The 16,424-nt window shown below is 64.6% G+C and carries 16 protein-coding genes; 6 read left to right on the top strand and 10 right to left on the bottom strand.

Features of this window, described 5'->3' with window-relative positions; genetic code table 11:
• The first annotated feature begins 8 nt into the window (after window positions 1-8).
• Window positions 9-641 carry a hypothetical protein gene (locus tag CT676_RS32085; RefSeq protein ID WP_028160721.1) on the top strand — a complete coding sequence of 211 codons (633 nt, stop codon included), beginning with the start codon at window positions 9-11 and terminating at the stop codon, window positions 639-641.
• A gap of 15 nt (window positions 642-656) precedes the next feature.
• On the opposite strand, the gene CT676_RS32080 is transcribed toward CT676_RS32085, so the two are convergent.
• Complete coding sequence (locus CT676_RS32080) at window positions 657-1,409, bottom strand: metallophosphoesterase family protein (RefSeq protein WP_085405280.1); 753 nt, start codon at window positions 1,407-1,409, stop codon at window positions 657-659.
• A 262-nt stretch (window positions 1,410-1,671) separates the two neighbouring features.
• Here CT676_RS32080 and CT676_RS32075 point away from each other — a divergent pair, with 262 nt between their 5' ends.
• Together CT676_RS32075 and CT676_RS32070 are read left to right on the top strand one after the other, a co-directional pair.
• Window positions 1,672-3,369 carry a GMC oxidoreductase gene (locus tag CT676_RS32075; RefSeq protein ID WP_085405281.1) on the top strand — a complete coding sequence of 566 codons (1,698 nt, stop codon included), beginning with the start codon at window positions 1,672-1,674 and terminating at the stop codon, window positions 3,367-3,369.
• Between the two features lie 21 nt (window positions 3,370-3,390).
• The gene (locus CT676_RS32070) at window positions 3,391-3,864 is read left to right on the top strand and encodes a GNAT family N-acetyltransferase (RefSeq protein WP_321576295.1); all 474 of its coding nucleotides are present in this window, start codon (window positions 3,391-3,393) and stop codon (window positions 3,862-3,864) included.
• On the opposite strand, the gene CT676_RS32065 is transcribed toward CT676_RS32070, so the two are convergent.
• Entirely contained in the window at window positions 3,857-4,465 is a 609-nt protein-coding gene (locus tag CT676_RS32065) for a TetR/AcrR family transcriptional regulator (protein ID WP_085405324.1), read from the bottom strand. The two genes, CT676_RS32070 and CT676_RS32065, sit on opposite strands and share 8 nt — an antisense overlap.
• 79 nt (window positions 4,466-4,544) lie before the next feature.
• Between CT676_RS32065 and CT676_RS32060 the strand changes: the two genes are divergently transcribed.
• Window positions 4,545-5,444 (top strand): NmrA family NAD(P)-binding protein, encoded by a 900-nt coding sequence (locus CT676_RS32060; protein ID WP_085405282.1) that lies wholly within the window; start codon window positions 4,545-4,547, stop codon window positions 5,442-5,444.
• A gap of 18 nt (window positions 5,445-5,462) precedes the next feature.
• On the opposite strand, the gene CT676_RS32055 is transcribed toward CT676_RS32060, so the two are convergent.
• Together CT676_RS32055 and CT676_RS32050 are read right to left on the bottom strand one after the other, a co-directional pair.
• Entirely contained in the window at window positions 5,463-6,956 is a 1,494-nt protein-coding gene (locus CT676_RS32055; RefSeq protein ID WP_085405325.1) for a carboxylesterase family protein, read from the bottom strand.
• Between the two features lie 21 nt (window positions 6,957-6,977).
• Window positions 6,978-8,318, bottom strand: coding sequence for an MFS transporter (locus tag CT676_RS32050; protein WP_085405283.1), 1,341 nt, complete (start codon window positions 8,316-8,318; stop codon window positions 6,978-6,980).
• 208 nt (window positions 8,319-8,526) lie between these two features.
• Here CT676_RS32050 and CT676_RS32045 point away from each other — a divergent pair, with 208 nt between their 5' ends.
• Window positions 8,527-9,177 (top strand): TetR/AcrR family transcriptional regulator, encoded by a 651-nt coding sequence (locus tag CT676_RS32045; RefSeq protein ID WP_085405284.1) that lies wholly within the window; start codon window positions 8,527-8,529, stop codon window positions 9,175-9,177.
• 198 nt (window positions 9,178-9,375) lie between these two features.
• Here the strand turns inward: CT676_RS32045 and CT676_RS32040 are convergent, their stop codons facing one another.
• From CT676_RS32040 to CT676_RS32015, 6 genes are read right to left on the bottom strand one after another with little or no spacing between them, the layout of a single operon-like run.
• Window positions 9,376-10,161 (bottom strand): ABC transporter permease, encoded by a 786-nt coding sequence (locus CT676_RS32040; protein WP_085405285.1) that lies wholly within the window; start codon window positions 10,159-10,161, stop codon window positions 9,376-9,378.
• Window positions 10,158-11,015, bottom strand: a complete 858-nt coding sequence (locus CT676_RS32035) for an ABC transporter permease (protein ID WP_244623317.1) — start codon at window positions 11,013-11,015, stop codon at window positions 10,158-10,160. The genes CT676_RS32040 and CT676_RS32035 overlap by 4 nt, the downstream gene beginning before the upstream one ends.
• A 24-nt stretch (window positions 11,016-11,039) precedes the next feature.
• The gene (locus CT676_RS32030; RefSeq protein WP_167768221.1) at window positions 11,040-12,086 is read right to left on the bottom strand and encodes an ABC transporter substrate-binding protein; all 1,047 of its coding nucleotides are present in this window, start codon (window positions 12,084-12,086) and stop codon (window positions 11,040-11,042) included.
• A 27-nt stretch (window positions 12,087-12,113) separates the two neighbouring features.
• Window positions 12,114-13,421, bottom strand: coding sequence for an FAD-binding oxidoreductase (locus CT676_RS32025; RefSeq protein WP_085405327.1), 1,308 nt, complete (start codon window positions 13,419-13,421; stop codon window positions 12,114-12,116).
• 15 nt (window positions 13,422-13,436) lie between these two features.
• Window positions 13,437-14,150: an HAD family hydrolase gene (locus CT676_RS32020; protein ID WP_085405287.1), complete on the bottom strand. Its 714-nt coding sequence runs from the start codon at window positions 14,148-14,150 to the stop codon at window positions 13,437-13,439.
• A 36-nt stretch (window positions 14,151-14,186) separates the two neighbouring features.
• Window positions 14,187-15,269 (bottom strand): ABC transporter ATP-binding protein, encoded by a 1,083-nt coding sequence (locus tag CT676_RS32015; protein ID WP_085405288.1) that lies wholly within the window; start codon window positions 15,267-15,269, stop codon window positions 14,187-14,189.
• Between the two features lie 212 nt (window positions 15,270-15,481).
• Between CT676_RS32015 and CT676_RS32010 the strand changes: the two genes are divergently transcribed.
• Entirely contained in the window at window positions 15,482-16,420 is a 939-nt protein-coding gene (locus tag CT676_RS32010; protein ID WP_085405289.1) for a LysR family transcriptional regulator, read from the top strand.
• Window positions 16,421-16,424: the final 4 nt, after the last annotated feature.

Below are 16,424 nucleotides of genomic sequence, written 5' to 3'. Positions count from 1 at the left end.
GACGAGCCATGAAGAGTTCTCTCATTGCACTCGCTTTCGCCGCTTCGACAATTGCGGCTCTCACGGGGATTGTCGCGGCCAAGGACGAGGCGAACAAGGATGCTTTGCCGCCGGGCAGCGTCAGCCGCGCCGAAGGTCTGGAGGCCTGGAAGCGGATCGAAGCCGTGGTGACCCATCCGCGCTGTGCCAACTGCCACGTCGACGCCAAGGCCATACCGATCTGGACGCCGGCAGGCGAAACCAGGCCGCGCGTGCACGGCATGAACATCCACGGCGGCGACAGCCGCATCGGGGCCGAGAAGGTCGCCTGCTCGACCTGTCACATGACCTCCACCCAGGCGAACGACCCGGCGCCGTCACCGCCGCGTGCCGGCATCGACTGGCAGCTGGCGCCGGTCGAGTTCATCTGGTTCGGCAAGAGCGGCGCCGAGATCTGTACGCAGCTGAAGGACCCCAAGCGCAATGGCGGCCGCGACGCCGTAGGCCTGCTGGCGCATTTGCGGCACGACGCATCGTTGAACGGCTTCATCCCGCGCGGATGGGCGCCCGGAGCCGGCCGCACGACCCCACCGGGCACCTTCGAGGACCACGTCAAGGACATGGCCCTGTGGGGCGCTGCGGGACAACCGTGTCCGAACTGACGGTCTTGCTGTTGCCTAGCGGCAGGCCTGCTCGCGCTGAACCCAACCCGTCGCAATCGCGCTTGCCCAGTTGAGCATGCCTTTGCTGCGCGCCAGTGCGGCCATGGCCGCGGTGTCATAGGGCACGTAGCGGATCGTCGCGGACCAGCCTGCGCCGGCATGCTCCAGAATCGCGTAGCACGCATGCGGCGTACCGACCTCGACCACGTAGGGAACGGGCACCTTCCCGTCATAACCGGGCAAGCCGACGCTGCCGGGATTCACGACCAGCCGGCCATCCCTCAGGCGGACCACGCGCGGAATGTGCGTGTGGGCGCACAGGATGATCTCGGCGTCGATCCCCTCAGCTTCAGCCTCGATCGCGTCGATGCCGCTCGGGCGCGGGCAGCCGTCGTCCGCGATGTGGTCGAGCCAGAACGCAGCGTCATCCCTTGGCGATCCATGGCACAGGAACACCCGTCCCTTATAGGTGAGCGTGGACGGCATGCTCGCCATCCAGTCGAAATGCTTGCGCGCGAGCTCACGGAAATCGCTGCGAGGGGAGCCGCCGGCCTCCCAGAGCTCGACGAGGATTCGATCCTGATCGCCCCGTATCGACGGAAAGCCTCGCGCCATCAACAGATCCGCGGTCCTGGCTGCCTCGAGCGGGCCACTGACGTGGTCGCCGAGGTTCACGACCTCGTCGAGGCCGAGCATGGCAATGTCCGCAAGGACGGCTTCAAGTGCCGGACGATTCCCATGCACGTCCGCGATGGCAGCAAATCTCATTTGGCCCCTTCCATTCGGAATGGCCGATTGTTCTCGCTATGCGGGGGATGCAGGACTGGCTAGTCAATTTAGCTACGTCTCTTTAGCTGCATTTGTAGAAGCGCCCGCAAGCTGAGGATCAAATCGGCGCTGGCAGAAGAATTACACGATCGTGGTTGCCAGGCAAGCAATGCGAGTTACGAACTGTCGCGGCAATGCCGACGTGACCTCGGGAAAATAACGCGCTACGTTTCCCGGACAAGACCAAGAGGAAACGCCAATCGTGTACGACTTCATTATCGTCGGCGGCGGCTCGGCGGGGTCCGTGCTGGCCCACCGGCTCTCCGCAAAGAGCGCCAACAAGGTCCTGCTGTGCGAGGCCGGACAGGACACACCGCCCGGCAACGAGCCCGCCGAGATCAGGGACAGCTATCCGGGCACGGCCTATTTCGATCCCCGCTTCCACTGGACCGAACTCAAGGTCACGACCCAGATCGTCAGCCACAACAATCCGAACGAAGCGCGTCCTCCCCTGCGCAAATACGAGCAGGCGCGCGTGCTGGGCGGCGGCTCGTCGATCAACGGCCAGATGGCCAACCGCGGCGCACCGACCGACTACGATGAATGGGACGCGCGGGGCGCCGACGGCTGGAGCTGGAACGACGTGCTGCCTTTCTTCAAGAAGGTCGAGCGCGACCTCGATTTCGACGGCCCGTACCACGGCAAGGACGGCCGAATTCCGGTGCGCAGAATTCCGCGTGAACACTGGACTCGGCATTCGCAGGCGTTCGCCGACGCCTTCCAGCAGGCCGGCCATCAGTTCGTGCCTGACCAGAACGGCGAGTTCGTCGACGGCTATTTTCCGGTGACGCATTCCAATCAGGCCGAGCAACGTGTCTCGGCCGCGATGGGTTATCTCGATCGTGACACGCGCAAGCGCGCCAATCTCACCATCTCCACCAACACGCAGGTCAAGGAGCTGCTGTTCGAAGGCACGCAATGCGTCGGCGTGAAGGCGATGGTCGACGGACAGGAACAGGAATTCCGCGGCCGCGAGATCATCCTGTCCAGCGGCGCGATCCATTCGCCGGCGCATCTCCTGCGCGCCGGCATCGGCCCGGTCGGTCATCTCAAGGATATGGGCATTCCGGTCCTGATGGGGCTGGCAGGTGTCGGTCAGCGCCTGATGGATCATCCTTCGATTTCGCTGTCGTCCTTTGTCCGCCGCGGCGCGCGCATGAACGAGCACACCAGGCGCCACATGCAGCTTGGCCTGCGTTATTCATCCGGGCTGTCGGGCGTACCGAAGGGCGACATGTTCGTCGTCCTGCTCAGCAAATCGGCCTGGCACGCGGTCGGCGAGCAGATCGGCTCGCTGCTGACCTTCGTCAACAAGACCTATTCCGAGACCGGACAGGTCAAGCTCGCCTCGCGCGATCCCGCTGCCGAGCCGATTGTCGAGTTCAATCTGCTGTCCGACCGCCGCGACCTCGATCGCCTGATGAGCGGCTTCCGCAAGATGGCGGCCGTGCAGATGAGCGACGTGGTGAAAGCGGTGACGGACAAGCCGTTTCCGGCCGCCTATACGGACAAGGTGCGCAAGATCGGCGTGGTCAATACCAAAAACAGGATCCTGACCAAGATCGCCGCGACCTTGATGGACGGGCCGGCGGCGCTGCGCCACTACCTGATCGATAATTTCGTCGTCGAAGGTTTCACCTTCGACCAGGTGATGAACGACGACGATGCGCTGGAAGCCTTCGTCCGCAAGGCGACCATCGGGGTGTGGCACGCCTCGTGCTCATGCCGCATGGGCCGGGCCGACGATCCGATGGCGGTGGTCGATAATCAAGGCCGCGTCAAAGGCGTTCAGGGCCTGCGCGTCGTCGACGCCTCGATCTTCCCCGTGGTGCCGTGCGCCAACACCAATTTTCCGGTGCTGATGTCGGCGGAGAAGATCGCTGCGTCGATAATGCAGTGAGGGCTAGCGACTGCCGGGCGGGTGGAGGGATCAATAGATTGCAGCATCCGCCCGGCGCGCGAAGAGGATAGCGGCGAAATCAGCGCCGTCATTCTGCGCGCACCGCGCGAGACAAATGCCAGGGATTACACAGACAAAATCATCGAGCGGGTCGAGCATAGCTTCAGCCCGACCGCCGTTCTGGAGCTGATCCGCAAACGCACGGTCCTTGTTGCCGCCCTTGGCGGCCGCGTCGTTGGAACGGCGAGCCTTGACGGAAGCGTCGTCCGCACGGTCTTCGTGGCTCCCGACGTTCAGGCGCAGGGGATCGGCAAGTTCCTGATGGCCGAGATCGAACGCATCGCGCGCGAGCGAAACATCGCTTTTTTGACCGTCCCATCTTCAGTCACCGCCGAATCCTTCTACGCCCGGCTCGGGTTCAAGGCCGTGCGCGACAGCTACTATGGCGATGAGCGCACGATCATCATGGAGCGATCGCCCGCTGCCCCTATGTAGGCTTGGATTGGCTCGCGGGCGGGAGGAACGGCCATGCCAACATTGCAAGTTCTACGACACCGCGAAGCTCGCCGACAGTCGCGCCGGCTTGCGGCAAATTCATTATCGCCTGCAACACACCAAGGTAGTGCCACGCCAATCCCTCGATGTCCGCTGTCGCCGCCAATTCTCCACTTGCGACCGCCTCGCGTAAAATGCCGCCGAGGATCGCGCGCTGCCGCGTAAGTCCCTGCCGCGCGACCGACTGGCCTGCCGGAGGCAGGTCCACCATCTCAGCGCACGATCGGGCCAGCATGCATCCAGCGGGCCGCGCCGTCTTGCCCGCTCTGGGCAAGAATTCGTGCAACAGCGCTTCAAGCTGTTGGCGCTTCGTCTCGCCTCGAACGGCGCTCATGCGCCGCTCGACGCGCTCGACGTAAGCCGAAAGGACCTCCCCGAATAGGCCGTCCTTGTCTTGGAATCGCTTGTACATGCTGGACCGCGACAAGCCCATCGCCGTCGTCAGTTGATCGATCGACGAGGCCGAATAGCCGTGACGCCAAAACACATCCATCGCGGAGTTGATCACGGCATCGTCATCGAATTGGGGTTTTCCACTCATGCCATTCTCACTTGACATCATGGAACGATCGTTCCAAGTATTTTGAACTGATCGTTCCAAGATACGAAAGGTTATCCGGATGTTCAACCCCTCCCAGCGTAGCGCCGCCCGTACGCGCATTGCGGTGGCGGGAGCCACAGGTCGCGTGGGCTCCGCCTTGATTTCGAAACTGTTCACGGAACCGGTTGAGATTGTGGCATTGACCCGCACGTCGGATGCTGGACGTCTGCCGTCCGGAGTTTCGCCTGCGACCGTGGACTTCGATGCGCGATCGACTTTGGACAACGCGCTGCGCGGAGTTGACCGTCTGTTCCTCGCCCACGGCACGTCCCCCCGGCAAGTCGCCAATGAAATTGCGCTGATCGACGTAGCCGTGGCCGCCGGCGTAGGCCACATCGTCAAATTGTCCGTGTTGGGACCACCGTCTCGGCTACATCCGTTCGACTGGCATGCGCAAATTGAGGCGCATCTTGCGGCCTGCGACGTAGGCTTCACGGTTTTGCGGCCATCGAGTTTCGTCGATATCCTGGCACGGGCTGGCGCTCCAGTCGCCAATGACGCATGGGGCGGGGCAGCCGGCGATGGATTGGTCAACTTGATCGACGCACGCGATGTGGCGGACTCGGCTTTCGCTGTCCTTCTCGACGACGCGCACGTAACTTCTCAGCGCGCCTATCACCTGACCGGGCCAACCGCAGTCAGCATGCCTGAGATAGCAAGTGAAATGTCCAGACTGCTTGGACGTGTCGTCACATATCAGCACCGAAGCCCTGCGGAGCAGCGTGAGAAGCTGATGGCGTCTGGACTCAACGAATTTGTCGCCGACCTGCTGCTCGGTCTGGATCGCCTTTTCTACGAATCGGTCCTCGCAGAAACCACGTCAACTGTTCGCGAGTTGACCGGCCACGCTCCGCGCCCGGTAACCGATTGGCTAAGCGACAACATCTCGGTGTTTCAGGCGACGCATCATGGAGTCTAATCTCATGGTGCTGCCTTGCTACATCGCAGTCACAGCTTGCGCTGCTCCGGACTGCGCCGATAGCTCCGCCCATACGCGGAAGCGCGCGCCGTTGTTGAGCGGCACGATGTGAAACGGCTGGCCGAAGATCGCGAGCGGCTCATGGCCCGGCTCGAACTGCGGCCAGGCTTGCGCGACGTCCGGCATGCCGGTCGTGACGAAGCGCAAGACGCTCGCCTGAAACCGCGCCGCGACATCAATGTCGGCCGGGGTCATCGGCCCGCCCTTGCGCCTGAGGATCGGCCGATCGATGAAATCAGGCAGATGCGCCCACAGGCAGGCATTGTCCGCGCCATGGGTTGGTCCCTGCGACAGGAACGGCTCCAGCGCCGGGCGATGATCGAACCGGCTCAACCACACCGCGCCGCCTGCCGCAGCATGACGCCGCGCGAGATCGGCCATGGGGCGATGCCAGAACGCATCCGACAACAGCGCCTCGTACGGATCCTCGTCGAGGCGCGCGTTGGCGCGATAATACGATAGCAGCCGGCACCAGCCGGCATCGCCGAACGTCGCGCGCACTTGTCGCTCGGTGGTGCGGATCATCGCGGCCGGCGGCATGCTCTTCAGGAACATCACCATCTCGTCGCGGCAGGAGCCGAGCCAGAGCGGAATGTCGCGCAAAGTTTCGTCGGCGAAGACGTCGCGCGGCTCGCACGCGATCACGGTCCCGTCGAGCACCGGACCGAACACGGTGCCTGCGTCCGTCTCGTCCGCGAGCCTGCGTCCGACGCGCTCTACCGCCGCGAACAGCTTTGGCAGCGGCACGGACGCAATCGCGCTGGGATCGCGCGCAAGCTCGAGCTCCTCGAGCACGTGGCGCGCGACATCGTCGGCGTGCCCCGCACTCATGATGTTGCGCCCAGGCGCGCTCAGCGCGAGGGCACGGATAAACTTGCTTCGTGCATGCGGCAGGGTTGCGAGCGCGATCACCATGGAGGCGCCGGCGGATTGTCCCGACAGCGTAATCGCATCCGGATCGCCGCCGAAATTCGCGATGTTGGCACGGACCCAATCGAGCGCCGCGAGCGTATCCTGGAGCGCGAGGTTGTTGGCTTCGGTGAGGCCGTAGCGATGCAGTTGCAGAAAGCCGAGCGGCCCGAGCCGGTAGTTGATGGTGACAATGACGGCCGGACCGTGGGCGGCGAGGAAGGAGCCGTCATAATCGGCGCCGCCGCCGGTGACGAAGGCGCCGCCATGGATGAAGAACTTGACCGGCAGCGGGTGATCCGCCGCCGGCGCCCAGATGTTCAGGCTGAGACAGGATTCCTCGTCAGCATGATCGAGGTGGCCGGGCTGCGGCGCGTAAGCGCCGTAGTCCGTGCATCGGCGCGGCTCCGTCCACGCGAGCGGCGGTGTCGCCCTGGCAAAACGCCGCGCGGTCGCGAACGGCACGCCCTTGAACACGCGTAAGCCGTTCTGCTCGGCGCCGATGATCGGCCCGCTCGTGGTCGAAACTGCGTTGGTCAACATGCGACTTTCACTCATCCCGACTCAGGCGTGCCGCTTGCCGAGATCGGCGATGTCGACATTGAGGGTTTCGCGCGCGGTTGCCGCAGATGCCGCCGAGATCACGCAGCAGCAGGCAACGAAGATTGCCACGGGGATCCAGCCGTTCGGCCCCTCGCCGACCAGGCTCGCACTCACCAGCGGCGTGAAGCCGGCGGCGAGGAAGCCGAGCTGCGTGCCGATCGCCGTGCCGGAGTAACGCACGCGCGCGTCGAACATCTCCGCATAGAACGACGGCCAGATCGCGTTCGGCGCGGCGTAGATGACACCCGAGAGGATCATCGCCGCGGCGAAGATCGCCGGCGTATTCCCCGATGTCACCAGCATGAAATACGGGAACACCAGCACCGCACAGCCGAGCACGCCACCGATGAACACCGGCTTGCGGCCGATCCTGTCGGCCAGCAGCGCCCACAGCGGCTGGGTGATCAGCGCGGTGACATTGCCGAGCACGCCGGCCCACAGCATGGTCGGGCGGGCGACGCCGAACTTGCTGGTGGCATAGCCGAGCGCGAATACCGCGGTCATCGTGCTCACGGTCGCGATCAGCGCGCAGACGATGACGCGCAGCACGTCCGGCCAGTAGTCGCGCATGAGCGTAACGACGGGGAAGCGCGCCACCTGCGCCTTGTCCTTGATGTCTTCGAAGACGGGCGTTTCCGGCATGGTCCTCCGCACCAGGTAGGCGACCAGCAGCACGAGCGCGGAGAGCAGGAACGGAATGCGCCAGCCCCAGCTCAACAACTGGTCTTCCGGCAGACTCGACACCGGGATGAACACCAGTGTTGCAAGGATCGCGCCGGCCTGGGTGCCGCTCAAGGTCCAGCTCGTGAAGAAGGCGCGGTTCGAATTGGCGGAATGCTCCAGCGTCAGCGAGTTGGCTCCGCTCTGCTCGCCGGCAGCCGACAGGCCCTGCAACAGGCGGAGCAGCGTCAGGATGACAGGCGCGGCGTTGCCGATCGTCTTGGCATCCGGCAACAGGCCGATCGCCAGCGTCGAGCCGCCCATCAGAACCAGCGTGAACAAGAGCACCGTCTTGCGGCCAATACGGTCGCCGAAATGGCCGAGGATGACGGCGCCCACGGGCCGGGCGATATAGCCGATGCCGAAGGAGAGCAACGCGAGCAGCGTCGCGGTCGAGGGATCGACATTGGCGAAGAACACTTTTGGAAAGATCAGCGCCGCCGCGGTGCCGTAGATGAAGAAGTCGTAGTATTCGAGCATGCTGCCGACGAAGCTGACCAGCGCGGCGCGCTTCGGCAGCTTGTTCGGCGTGGCTTCCGCGCTGGATGATGCGCGCAGCGGTGCGGTTGACGTCAACGTCATTGAAAGCTCCTCCCCATGTGGCCGGTGCGGTTCGCGTCAGGCAGATCGCCTCGCGCGCGTTTTCTGGTTCTGGTTGCCGCAACTTTGGTCTGGAGCGATGATGTACGAACTAGTACGTTTATGCAATACGCATTGGATCAGTGCCCAGACGGGTGAAATTTGCCTTCACCTTCAAGGTGATCCGTGGAAACTGGCGGGAGAAACAGTGATGCTCGAGCGTATGCCGCCCCCATCGAAGCGCACCAACGACCCCGAGCGCACCAAGCGCGACATCCTCGAAGTGGCGATGGCCGAATTCGCCTCGGAGGGCTATTCCGGCGCCCGCGTCGATGCGATCGCGGCGCGCACGCGCACATCCAAGCGGATGATCTATTACTATTTCGGCGGCAAGGAGCAGCTCTACCTCGCGGTGCTGGAGGAGGCCTATCGCAGCATCCGCGCGCTGGAAGACCAGCTCGACATCGAAAGCTGCGACGCCCGCGAAGGACTGCGCCGGCTGATCGAGGCCACCTTCGACCATGACGAGCGCAATCCGAACTTCATCCGCCTCGTCAGCATCGAGAACATCCACCACGGCAAGCACCTGAAGCAGAATTTGCAACTGCGCCAGCTCAACGCCAGCGTGATCGCGACGCTCGACGGCATCCTCGAGCGCGGACGCGGCGAAGGCGTCTTCCGCGACGACGTCGACGCCATCGACCTTCACCTCGCCATCTCTTCCTACTGCTTCTTCCGCGTCGCCAACCGCCACACCTTCGGCGCCCTGTTCGACCGCGACCTCAGCGAGCCCAGGGTGCTGGCAAAGAGCCGGACGCAGATCGTGGAGATGATCCTGGCGTGGCTGGGAGCGAAGGCTTAGCCGCACACTTGCTGTCATTCCCCGCGACCCGGCTACGCCAAGGCTTCGCCGGGGCTGCGGTCCAGGGGCGCCGAAGCTTTAGCGTAGGCGGCAGGCGGGGAATCCAGTACGCTGCGGCCTATCGAGGAACCACTACCGTCTCTGGAATACTGAATCACCCGCTTTCGCGGGTGATGACGGCGGAGGCCGGAGCCCCCCTCACCCGCCCTTCTTGCCCCGCGTGCTCGCCAGCAGCACCAGCATGAACGACGCCACCGTCATCAGCGTCGAGATCGCGGCGATGGTCGGGTCGATCTCGTCACGCAGCGCGGTGAACATGCGCTTGGTCAGCGGCTGATACTGGCCGCCGGAGATGAACAGCGCGACGATGGTCTCGTCCATCGCCGAGATGAAGGCGAAGATGCCGCCCGCGACCACGCTGGACTTGATCTGCGGCAGCGTCACCGCGAAGAAGCTGCGCAGGCGGTTCATGCCGAGGCTGCGCGCCACCATCTCCTGCGCCGGATCGAAGCTCTGCAAGCCCGCGAGCACCGAGATGACGACGTAGGGCAGGCCCAGCATCACATTCGCCAGCACGAGGCCGGGCATGGTCGCGACCAGGCCGACCTTTGCATAGACGAAGAAGATGCCGACCGCAGTGATGATGATCGGCACCACCAGCGGCAGCAGCAGCGCCATGTGGATGATGCGCATGATGCGCAGCTTCGACTGGCTGATCGCGTAGGCCGCCGCGACCCCGCACGGCGTTGCGATCAGGACCGTGAAGAACGCGACCGTCAGCGTCACCCGCGTCGCCTGCATCCAGGCCGGATTGGCGAAATATTGCTGGTACCAGCGCAGCGAGAACGACGGCGGCGGGAACGTCAGGAAGCGCGCACTGGAAAACGAGATCGGCGCGATGATCAGCACGGGCAGGATCAGATAGACCAGCACCAGCGCGCTGATCACGTAGAGGACAATCCGTGCGGGCGAAGTGCGCGTCATTTCTGCCCCAACACGCGATCGAGCGAGATGAAGCGGCTGACGGCGAAGAAGATCAGGAGCACGCTGAGGAGCAGCACCACGGCGACCGCGCTCGCGGCGCCGAACTGGTTGTAGAGCTCGACATTGCGGCTCACCAGCATCGACACCATCACGGTGCGGCCGCCGCCGAGCAATTCCGGCGTGATGTAGAAGCCGAGGCAGAGCACGAACACCATGGTGCAGCCGGCGAGCACGCCCGGCAGCGACAGCGGCAGGAACACCCGGAAGAAGGTGAGCGACGGGCTCGCCCCCAGGCTCGCGCCGGCCTGCATCAAATCACCGGGGATCTTCTGCATGGTGGCATAGAGCGGCAGCACCATGAACGGCAGCAGGATGTGCACGGTCGCAACCACCGTGCCGAACGTGTTATGCACCAGCGCGAGCGGCTCGGAGATGACATCGAGATAGCGCAGGAGCTGGTTGATCACGCCGGTGCGCTGGAGCAGCGCCAGCCAGGCATAGGCGCGGACCAGCACGGACGTCCAGAACGGCAGCACCACCAGCGACAGGATCAGGATGCTCCACCCTTTCGGCACTGCGTTGGCGAGATAGGCCACGGGATAGCCGAGCAGCAGCGCGATCACGGTGACGGCGAGGCTGATCTCGAAGGTCAGCGCAAAGCTGCGCCAGTAGATGTCTTCGGTGAAGACCCGGCGATAGTTCTCCAGCGTGAAGCCGTCATGGTAGATCGACTGCCAGGCGAGCCAGCCGACCGGCAGTACGATCAGGAGAAGAATCACGAGCAGCGCCGGCGACACCAATGCCAGCATCAGCGCATGCTCGCGGCGCTGATGCTTTTGGGAGGAATCTGGCATGGATGTCGCCAAGGCTGACCTCGCTCACTTCTGCATGAACGACGCCCAGCGCTTCTCGGCGGCCTCGCCCGCGGGCGAGGACCACCAGGCGTAGGACATCAGCGCCTGCTTGGCCGCATTCGCCGGCTCGCTCGGCAGTTGCGCGGCGCGCTCGGGCTTGATCACGCCGGTCTCGAACGCCTTCGGATTGCCCGGACCGTAGTCGATGTGGAGCGGCAGATTGGCCTGGTGCACGGGATCGACGGCCTCGTTGACGAATTTGACTGCCGTCTCCAGATTCGGCGCGCCCTTGAGGATGCAGAGCGAGGTGCTCTGAAGGACGCCCTGGTTGTAGGTGAAGGAGACCTTTGCACCCTCCTTGGCCACCGCGCTGACGCGGCCGTTCCAGGCCATCTCCATGTCGACCTCGCCGTCATTGAGGAGCTGCGCCGACTGCGCGCCTGAGGTCCACCACACGGTGATGTGCGGCTTGATCTCTTCCAGCTTCTTGAAGGCGCGGTCGACGTCGAGCGGGTAGAGCTTGTCGGGCGCAACGCCATCGGCCATCAGCGCGGCCTCGAGCGTCGCGAACGGATGGTTGCGCAGCGCGCGGCGGCCGGGAAATTTCTTCACGTCCCAGAAATCGGCCCAACTGTTCGGCGCGTCCTTCGGGAAGGTCTTCTGGCTGTAGGACAGCACGCTGGAATAGAACTCGTACGACACCGAATAGGGACTGCGATAGGCCTCCGGCATCGCCGCGCCGTTTGGAATCTTCGAAAAGTCGAGCTTCTCGATCAGCCCCTGCTCGCCGCCGCGCAGGCAGTTGCCGGTCGGGGTGTCGACGACGTCCCAGATCGGCTTGCCGCTGCCGACCTGCGTCTTGATCGCGGGCCAGGCGTCCGGGATGGAGTCCTGGTTGATGGTGATGCCGAGCTTCTTGGCGGAGGGATCGAGGATCGCCACCGTCTGCGCCGCCTGATAGGCGCCGCCTTGCGAGACGAAGGTGATCTGCTCGGCGGCGCTCGCCGCAGTGGTAAATCCGATTGCGCCCAGCATTGCACAGCCCAATCCAAAATTGCGTGTCGTCATCATCCTCGCCTCCTCCATCACCAAATAATCTCACTGACCGATCGCATCGAGAAACTGGTACCAGCCGGCGACCATGCGCACGGCGGGCTCGCGCAGCGGATAGAACGGGATCGTCTTCATGCGCCTGATATCGAGCAGCCCGACCTCGGGCGTCTCGCCGCGCACGAAGGCGGCGAGATAGCGGCCCATCAGGCTCGACATCGCAACACCCGCGCCGTTGTAGCCCATCGAGACCAGCGTGCGGTCGTCGAGCCGGCCGATATGCGGCACCGAGTCCAGCGTCATCGCGACGAGGCCCGACCATTTGTAGGCGAGCGGCACATCGGCAAGATCCGGGAAGATGCCGACCATCGCCTTGCGCAAGGCGTCGAAGGCAGCTTGCGAGTCCTGCTTGCCGAAAGCACCGCGCCCGCCGAAGATGACGCGATTGTCGACCATGCGGAACCAGCGCATCATGCGCTTGGTCTCGGTGTAGGTCCGACCCGTCGGCATCAGCTTGCCCGCGAGATTGCGCGGCAGCTGCTCGGTCGCGACCAGGGCGCTGCGGAACGGGATCAGCGTGCGCTGCATGTGCGCGGTCGCGCTGGTGAGATCGGAGTAGCTGTTGGTGGCGATGATCGCCTGTTTCGCGCGCACCGCGCCTTGCGGCGTCTCGGCGACGATGCCGCCGTTCTCACGCCGGAGTTTGACCACCGGCGACTCCTGGAAGATCGGAACACCACGGCGCGCGACGCCATCGGCGAGCCCGCGCAGATAGTTCAGCGGATGAATGCCGCCGGAGCCGGGATTGAGCACGCCGCCGACGAAAATGTCCGAGCCGGTCTCGTCGCGTACGCCATGTTTGTCGAGGATGCGGACCTCGGCGGAGCCCATCTCGCGCGTCATCCAGTTGGCTTCGTCGATCGCGGCTTTCAGCGTCGTCTCGTTATGCGCGGCCTTGACCTGGCCCGTGCGCGTCAGCGCCGCGCTGGCGATGCCGAATTCGGACACCAGCTCCTCGACCATGTCAGTCGATTCATGCGCGATCTCGTACATGCGCTGCGCCATGGCGCGGCCATGGGCGGCGTCGATCTCGCGGAACGACAGGCGGAATTTTGCGGTGATCACCCCGCCGTTGCGGCCGCTTGCGCCCCAGCCGGGACGGTTCGCCTCCAGCACGACCGGCGACAGGCCGCTCTTGGCGATGTGGTGCGCGGCGGACAGGCCCGTGTAGCCTGCACCGATGATCACCACATCCGCCTGTTGCTCGCCCGACAGCACGGGAAACGCGCGCGCCGGCTCCGCCGTGGCTTCCCACAGCGAGTTGGCCGATGGCAATGCGCTCCAGTCCCGTGTCATGCCGCCGCTCATGCCTTACGCCGGCCCGATCGCCGCGTCCGCCAGCGCCTTCAGCGTCGGGAAGTGGAAGTCCGGCTTGGTCAGCGTCTCCACCGCCGGCGTGCCGCCAAACCCGCCGATGCCCTGGCGGCGCTCGATCCAGCACACCTTGTAGCCGAGCTTTCGCGCGATCCCGATGTCGTGGTACTGGCTCTGCGCGACGTGCAGGATGTCGGACTGCTTGTAGCCGAAAGCTGACTGGCGTCCCTTGTTGTAGGCGAAGAACTCCGGGTTCGGCTTGGCAACGCCGGTATCGTCGGCGCAGACGGTGTCGTCGAAGGGATTGCCGAGCGCGTGCGCGTAGCAGGAGAGCGCGACGCGGTCGGCATTGGTCATCGCGACCAGCCGGAATTTCGTGCGCAGGCGCTTCAGCGCCTCGACCGAATCCGCGAACGGCCCCCAGCGCAGCACCGAAAGCTGGAACACATCGCAGGACGCATCGTCGGAGGGAAGCCCGAGCTCCTTGGCGAGATGGCGATAGACGTGGAACATCGCCTCGCTCGAGCGCTCATAATGCTTGTCGCGGCCGCGCTTGTAGGGCTCGAAGATCTGCTCGTCGCTGAGCTCGGCCGGCGACTTGCCGGAGATCTTGCGCACCGCGGAGAGCACGCCGGTCTCGAAATCGATCAAGGTGCCGACGACGTCGAAGGTGAGAACCTTGAAATTGCTGAACGAGGCTGCTGACGACATCTTTGGTTTCTTCTCTCGGTTGAACAGGGCTTGAGTTCAGTCCCCCGCCCTGGGGACAACGATGGTGTCCTCGGGGTGAAGGGTCACGGTGAGGCTGCCGCCGAGCGGCGGGATGCGGCTGTAGGCCTGGTGATAGCTCGGCTGGCGCAGGCTGAGCGCGATGCCATCGGTGAGCGCCAGGAAGATGCGCAGGCTCTCGCCCTGGTAGACGATGTCGGTGACCGTTCCGGTCAGCCGGTTGCAGGCGGCATCCTGCGCGCCGTCGTCGATCAGGAGCTTTTCGCTGTGCACGGCCAGCATCAAGGCATCGCCATCGGGAATGGCACGGGCGCTGCGCAGCAGCGCATTGCCGAGCGCGACGCTGGAGGCATCGACGCGGCGAACCGGCAGCATCGTCGCTTCCCCGATGAAGCTCGCGACGAAGGAATCCGCGGGATGATCGTGCAGCCGCTCGGGCGCGTCGATCTGGATCAGCCGGCCGTCCTTCATCACGGCGACGCGGTCGCTCATGGTCAGCGCCTCGCGCTGGTCGTGGGTAACGTAGATGATGGTGGCGCCGATGCGCCGGTGCAGCGCGCGCAGCTCGATCTGCATGGATTCGCGGAGCTGCTTGTCGAGCGCAGAGAGCGGCTCGTCCATCAGGATCAGGCGCGGCTCGAAGATCATCGCACGCGCCAGCGCCACGCGCTGGCGCTGGCCGCCGGAGAGCTGCGCGATGCCGCGCTCTTCATAGCCGGCGAGACCGACCATCGCGAGCGCCGCGCGCACCTTGTCGGGCCAGCTCGCTTGCGGCAGGCGCCGTGCGCGCAGGGGAAAGGCGACGTTCTCGCCGACGCTCATATGCGGGAACAGCGCGTAGTTCTGGAACACCACGCCGATGTCGCGCTTGTGCGGCGGCATCCAGGTGACGTCACGACCGCCGAACAGGATGGTTCCGCTCGATGGCAGGATGAAGCCGCCGAGAATTCCAAGCAGCGTGGTCTTGCCGGAGCCGGAGGGCCCGAGCAGCGAGACGAATTCGCCGGCGCCGACATTGAGCGAAACGTCGTCGAGAGCGCGAACGGGGCCATACGCCTTGCTCGCGGACCTGATCTCGACGCTTTCCGCTCGTTTGTCCAACGATCGACCTCGCCTCGTTCCCTGCAATGGCGTGCCTCACTGCGCGCCATAAGCCTGCTTTATAGACAGGAATTTTGAGCACTCACGGCCGAAGCGTGCACCGCACCAAATCTTCGTTCGCAAGCCCTGTCTTTAGGCTGTGATGCCAATGACACCAGACTTGGCAAAACTCGGCAATTGCCAAATTCTCACCGCGTCCATAACATGGCGTTATGCCCGAGCTACGCCGGATGCTGCCCTCCAGTAACGCCCTGTTCGTCTTCGACGCAGCGGCGCGCAATGGCAGTTTCACGGCGGCAGCAGCCGAGCTCAACGTCACGCAGCCGGCGGTAAGCCGCATGCTCGGACAGTTCGAGGAGCATCTCGGCGTCCGCCTGTTCGACCGCACTGCGGGGCGCGCGGTGCTCACCGAGGAAGGCGAGCTGCTTTATCGCCGCGTGCTCGAAGGCTTTCGCAGCATCGAGACCGGGCTCGTCGAGATCGAGCGGCGCCGCAAGGGCACCGAGACGGTGACGCTGTCGGTCTCCTCCGCCTTCACCACGCATTGGCTGATGCCGCGCATCGACAAGCTCCAGAAGCAGTTTCCCGAGGTCGATCTGCGCTTCCAGCTGATCTCCGGCGCGCTACGCGGGCCGGTGGAGAATGTCGACCTCGGCATGCGATTCCGTGACCGCGACGAGCCGTCATCCGGCGGCACGCTGGTGATGAAGGAAGTCATGCTGCCGATGTGCAGCCCTGGCTATCTCGGCGAGACCGATCCCGCTGAAGGCAACACCATCATTCGCCTCGCCGAGACGCCGGGCGATTGGGCGGCGGATTACACCTCGCTTCTGACCGGCCGCCGCGGCGCGGCCAAGGCGCTGAGCTTCACCGATTATGCCGTCGTGATGCAGGCCGCCCTGCTGGGCCAGGGCATCGCACTCGGCTGGCTGACGGTGGCCTCGCACTGGCTCCTGACCGGCGCGCTCGTGCCGGCCTCCGAGACGCTCACCACCACGCGGCGCATCTGCGAATTCCTGCCGCCGCGCAACCGTCCGATGCGCCCCATCGCCGCCGAGATCCGCGACTGGATCATCGCGCAGATGAAAAGCGAGATCGCCGCGATCGACCTGCTCTATCCGAAGCTCGGCGCGATGGCTGCCTGCTATTGAGGCC

This window comes from Bradyrhizobium sp. MOS001 (assembly GCF_004634465.1).
GTDB classification, from domain to species: domain Bacteria; phylum Pseudomonadota; class Alphaproteobacteria; order Rhizobiales; family Xanthobacteraceae; genus Bradyrhizobium; species Bradyrhizobium barranii.
Note: the sequence above shows the minus strand (reverse complement) of the source record. Positions and strands in the feature narration are given on the sequence as shown.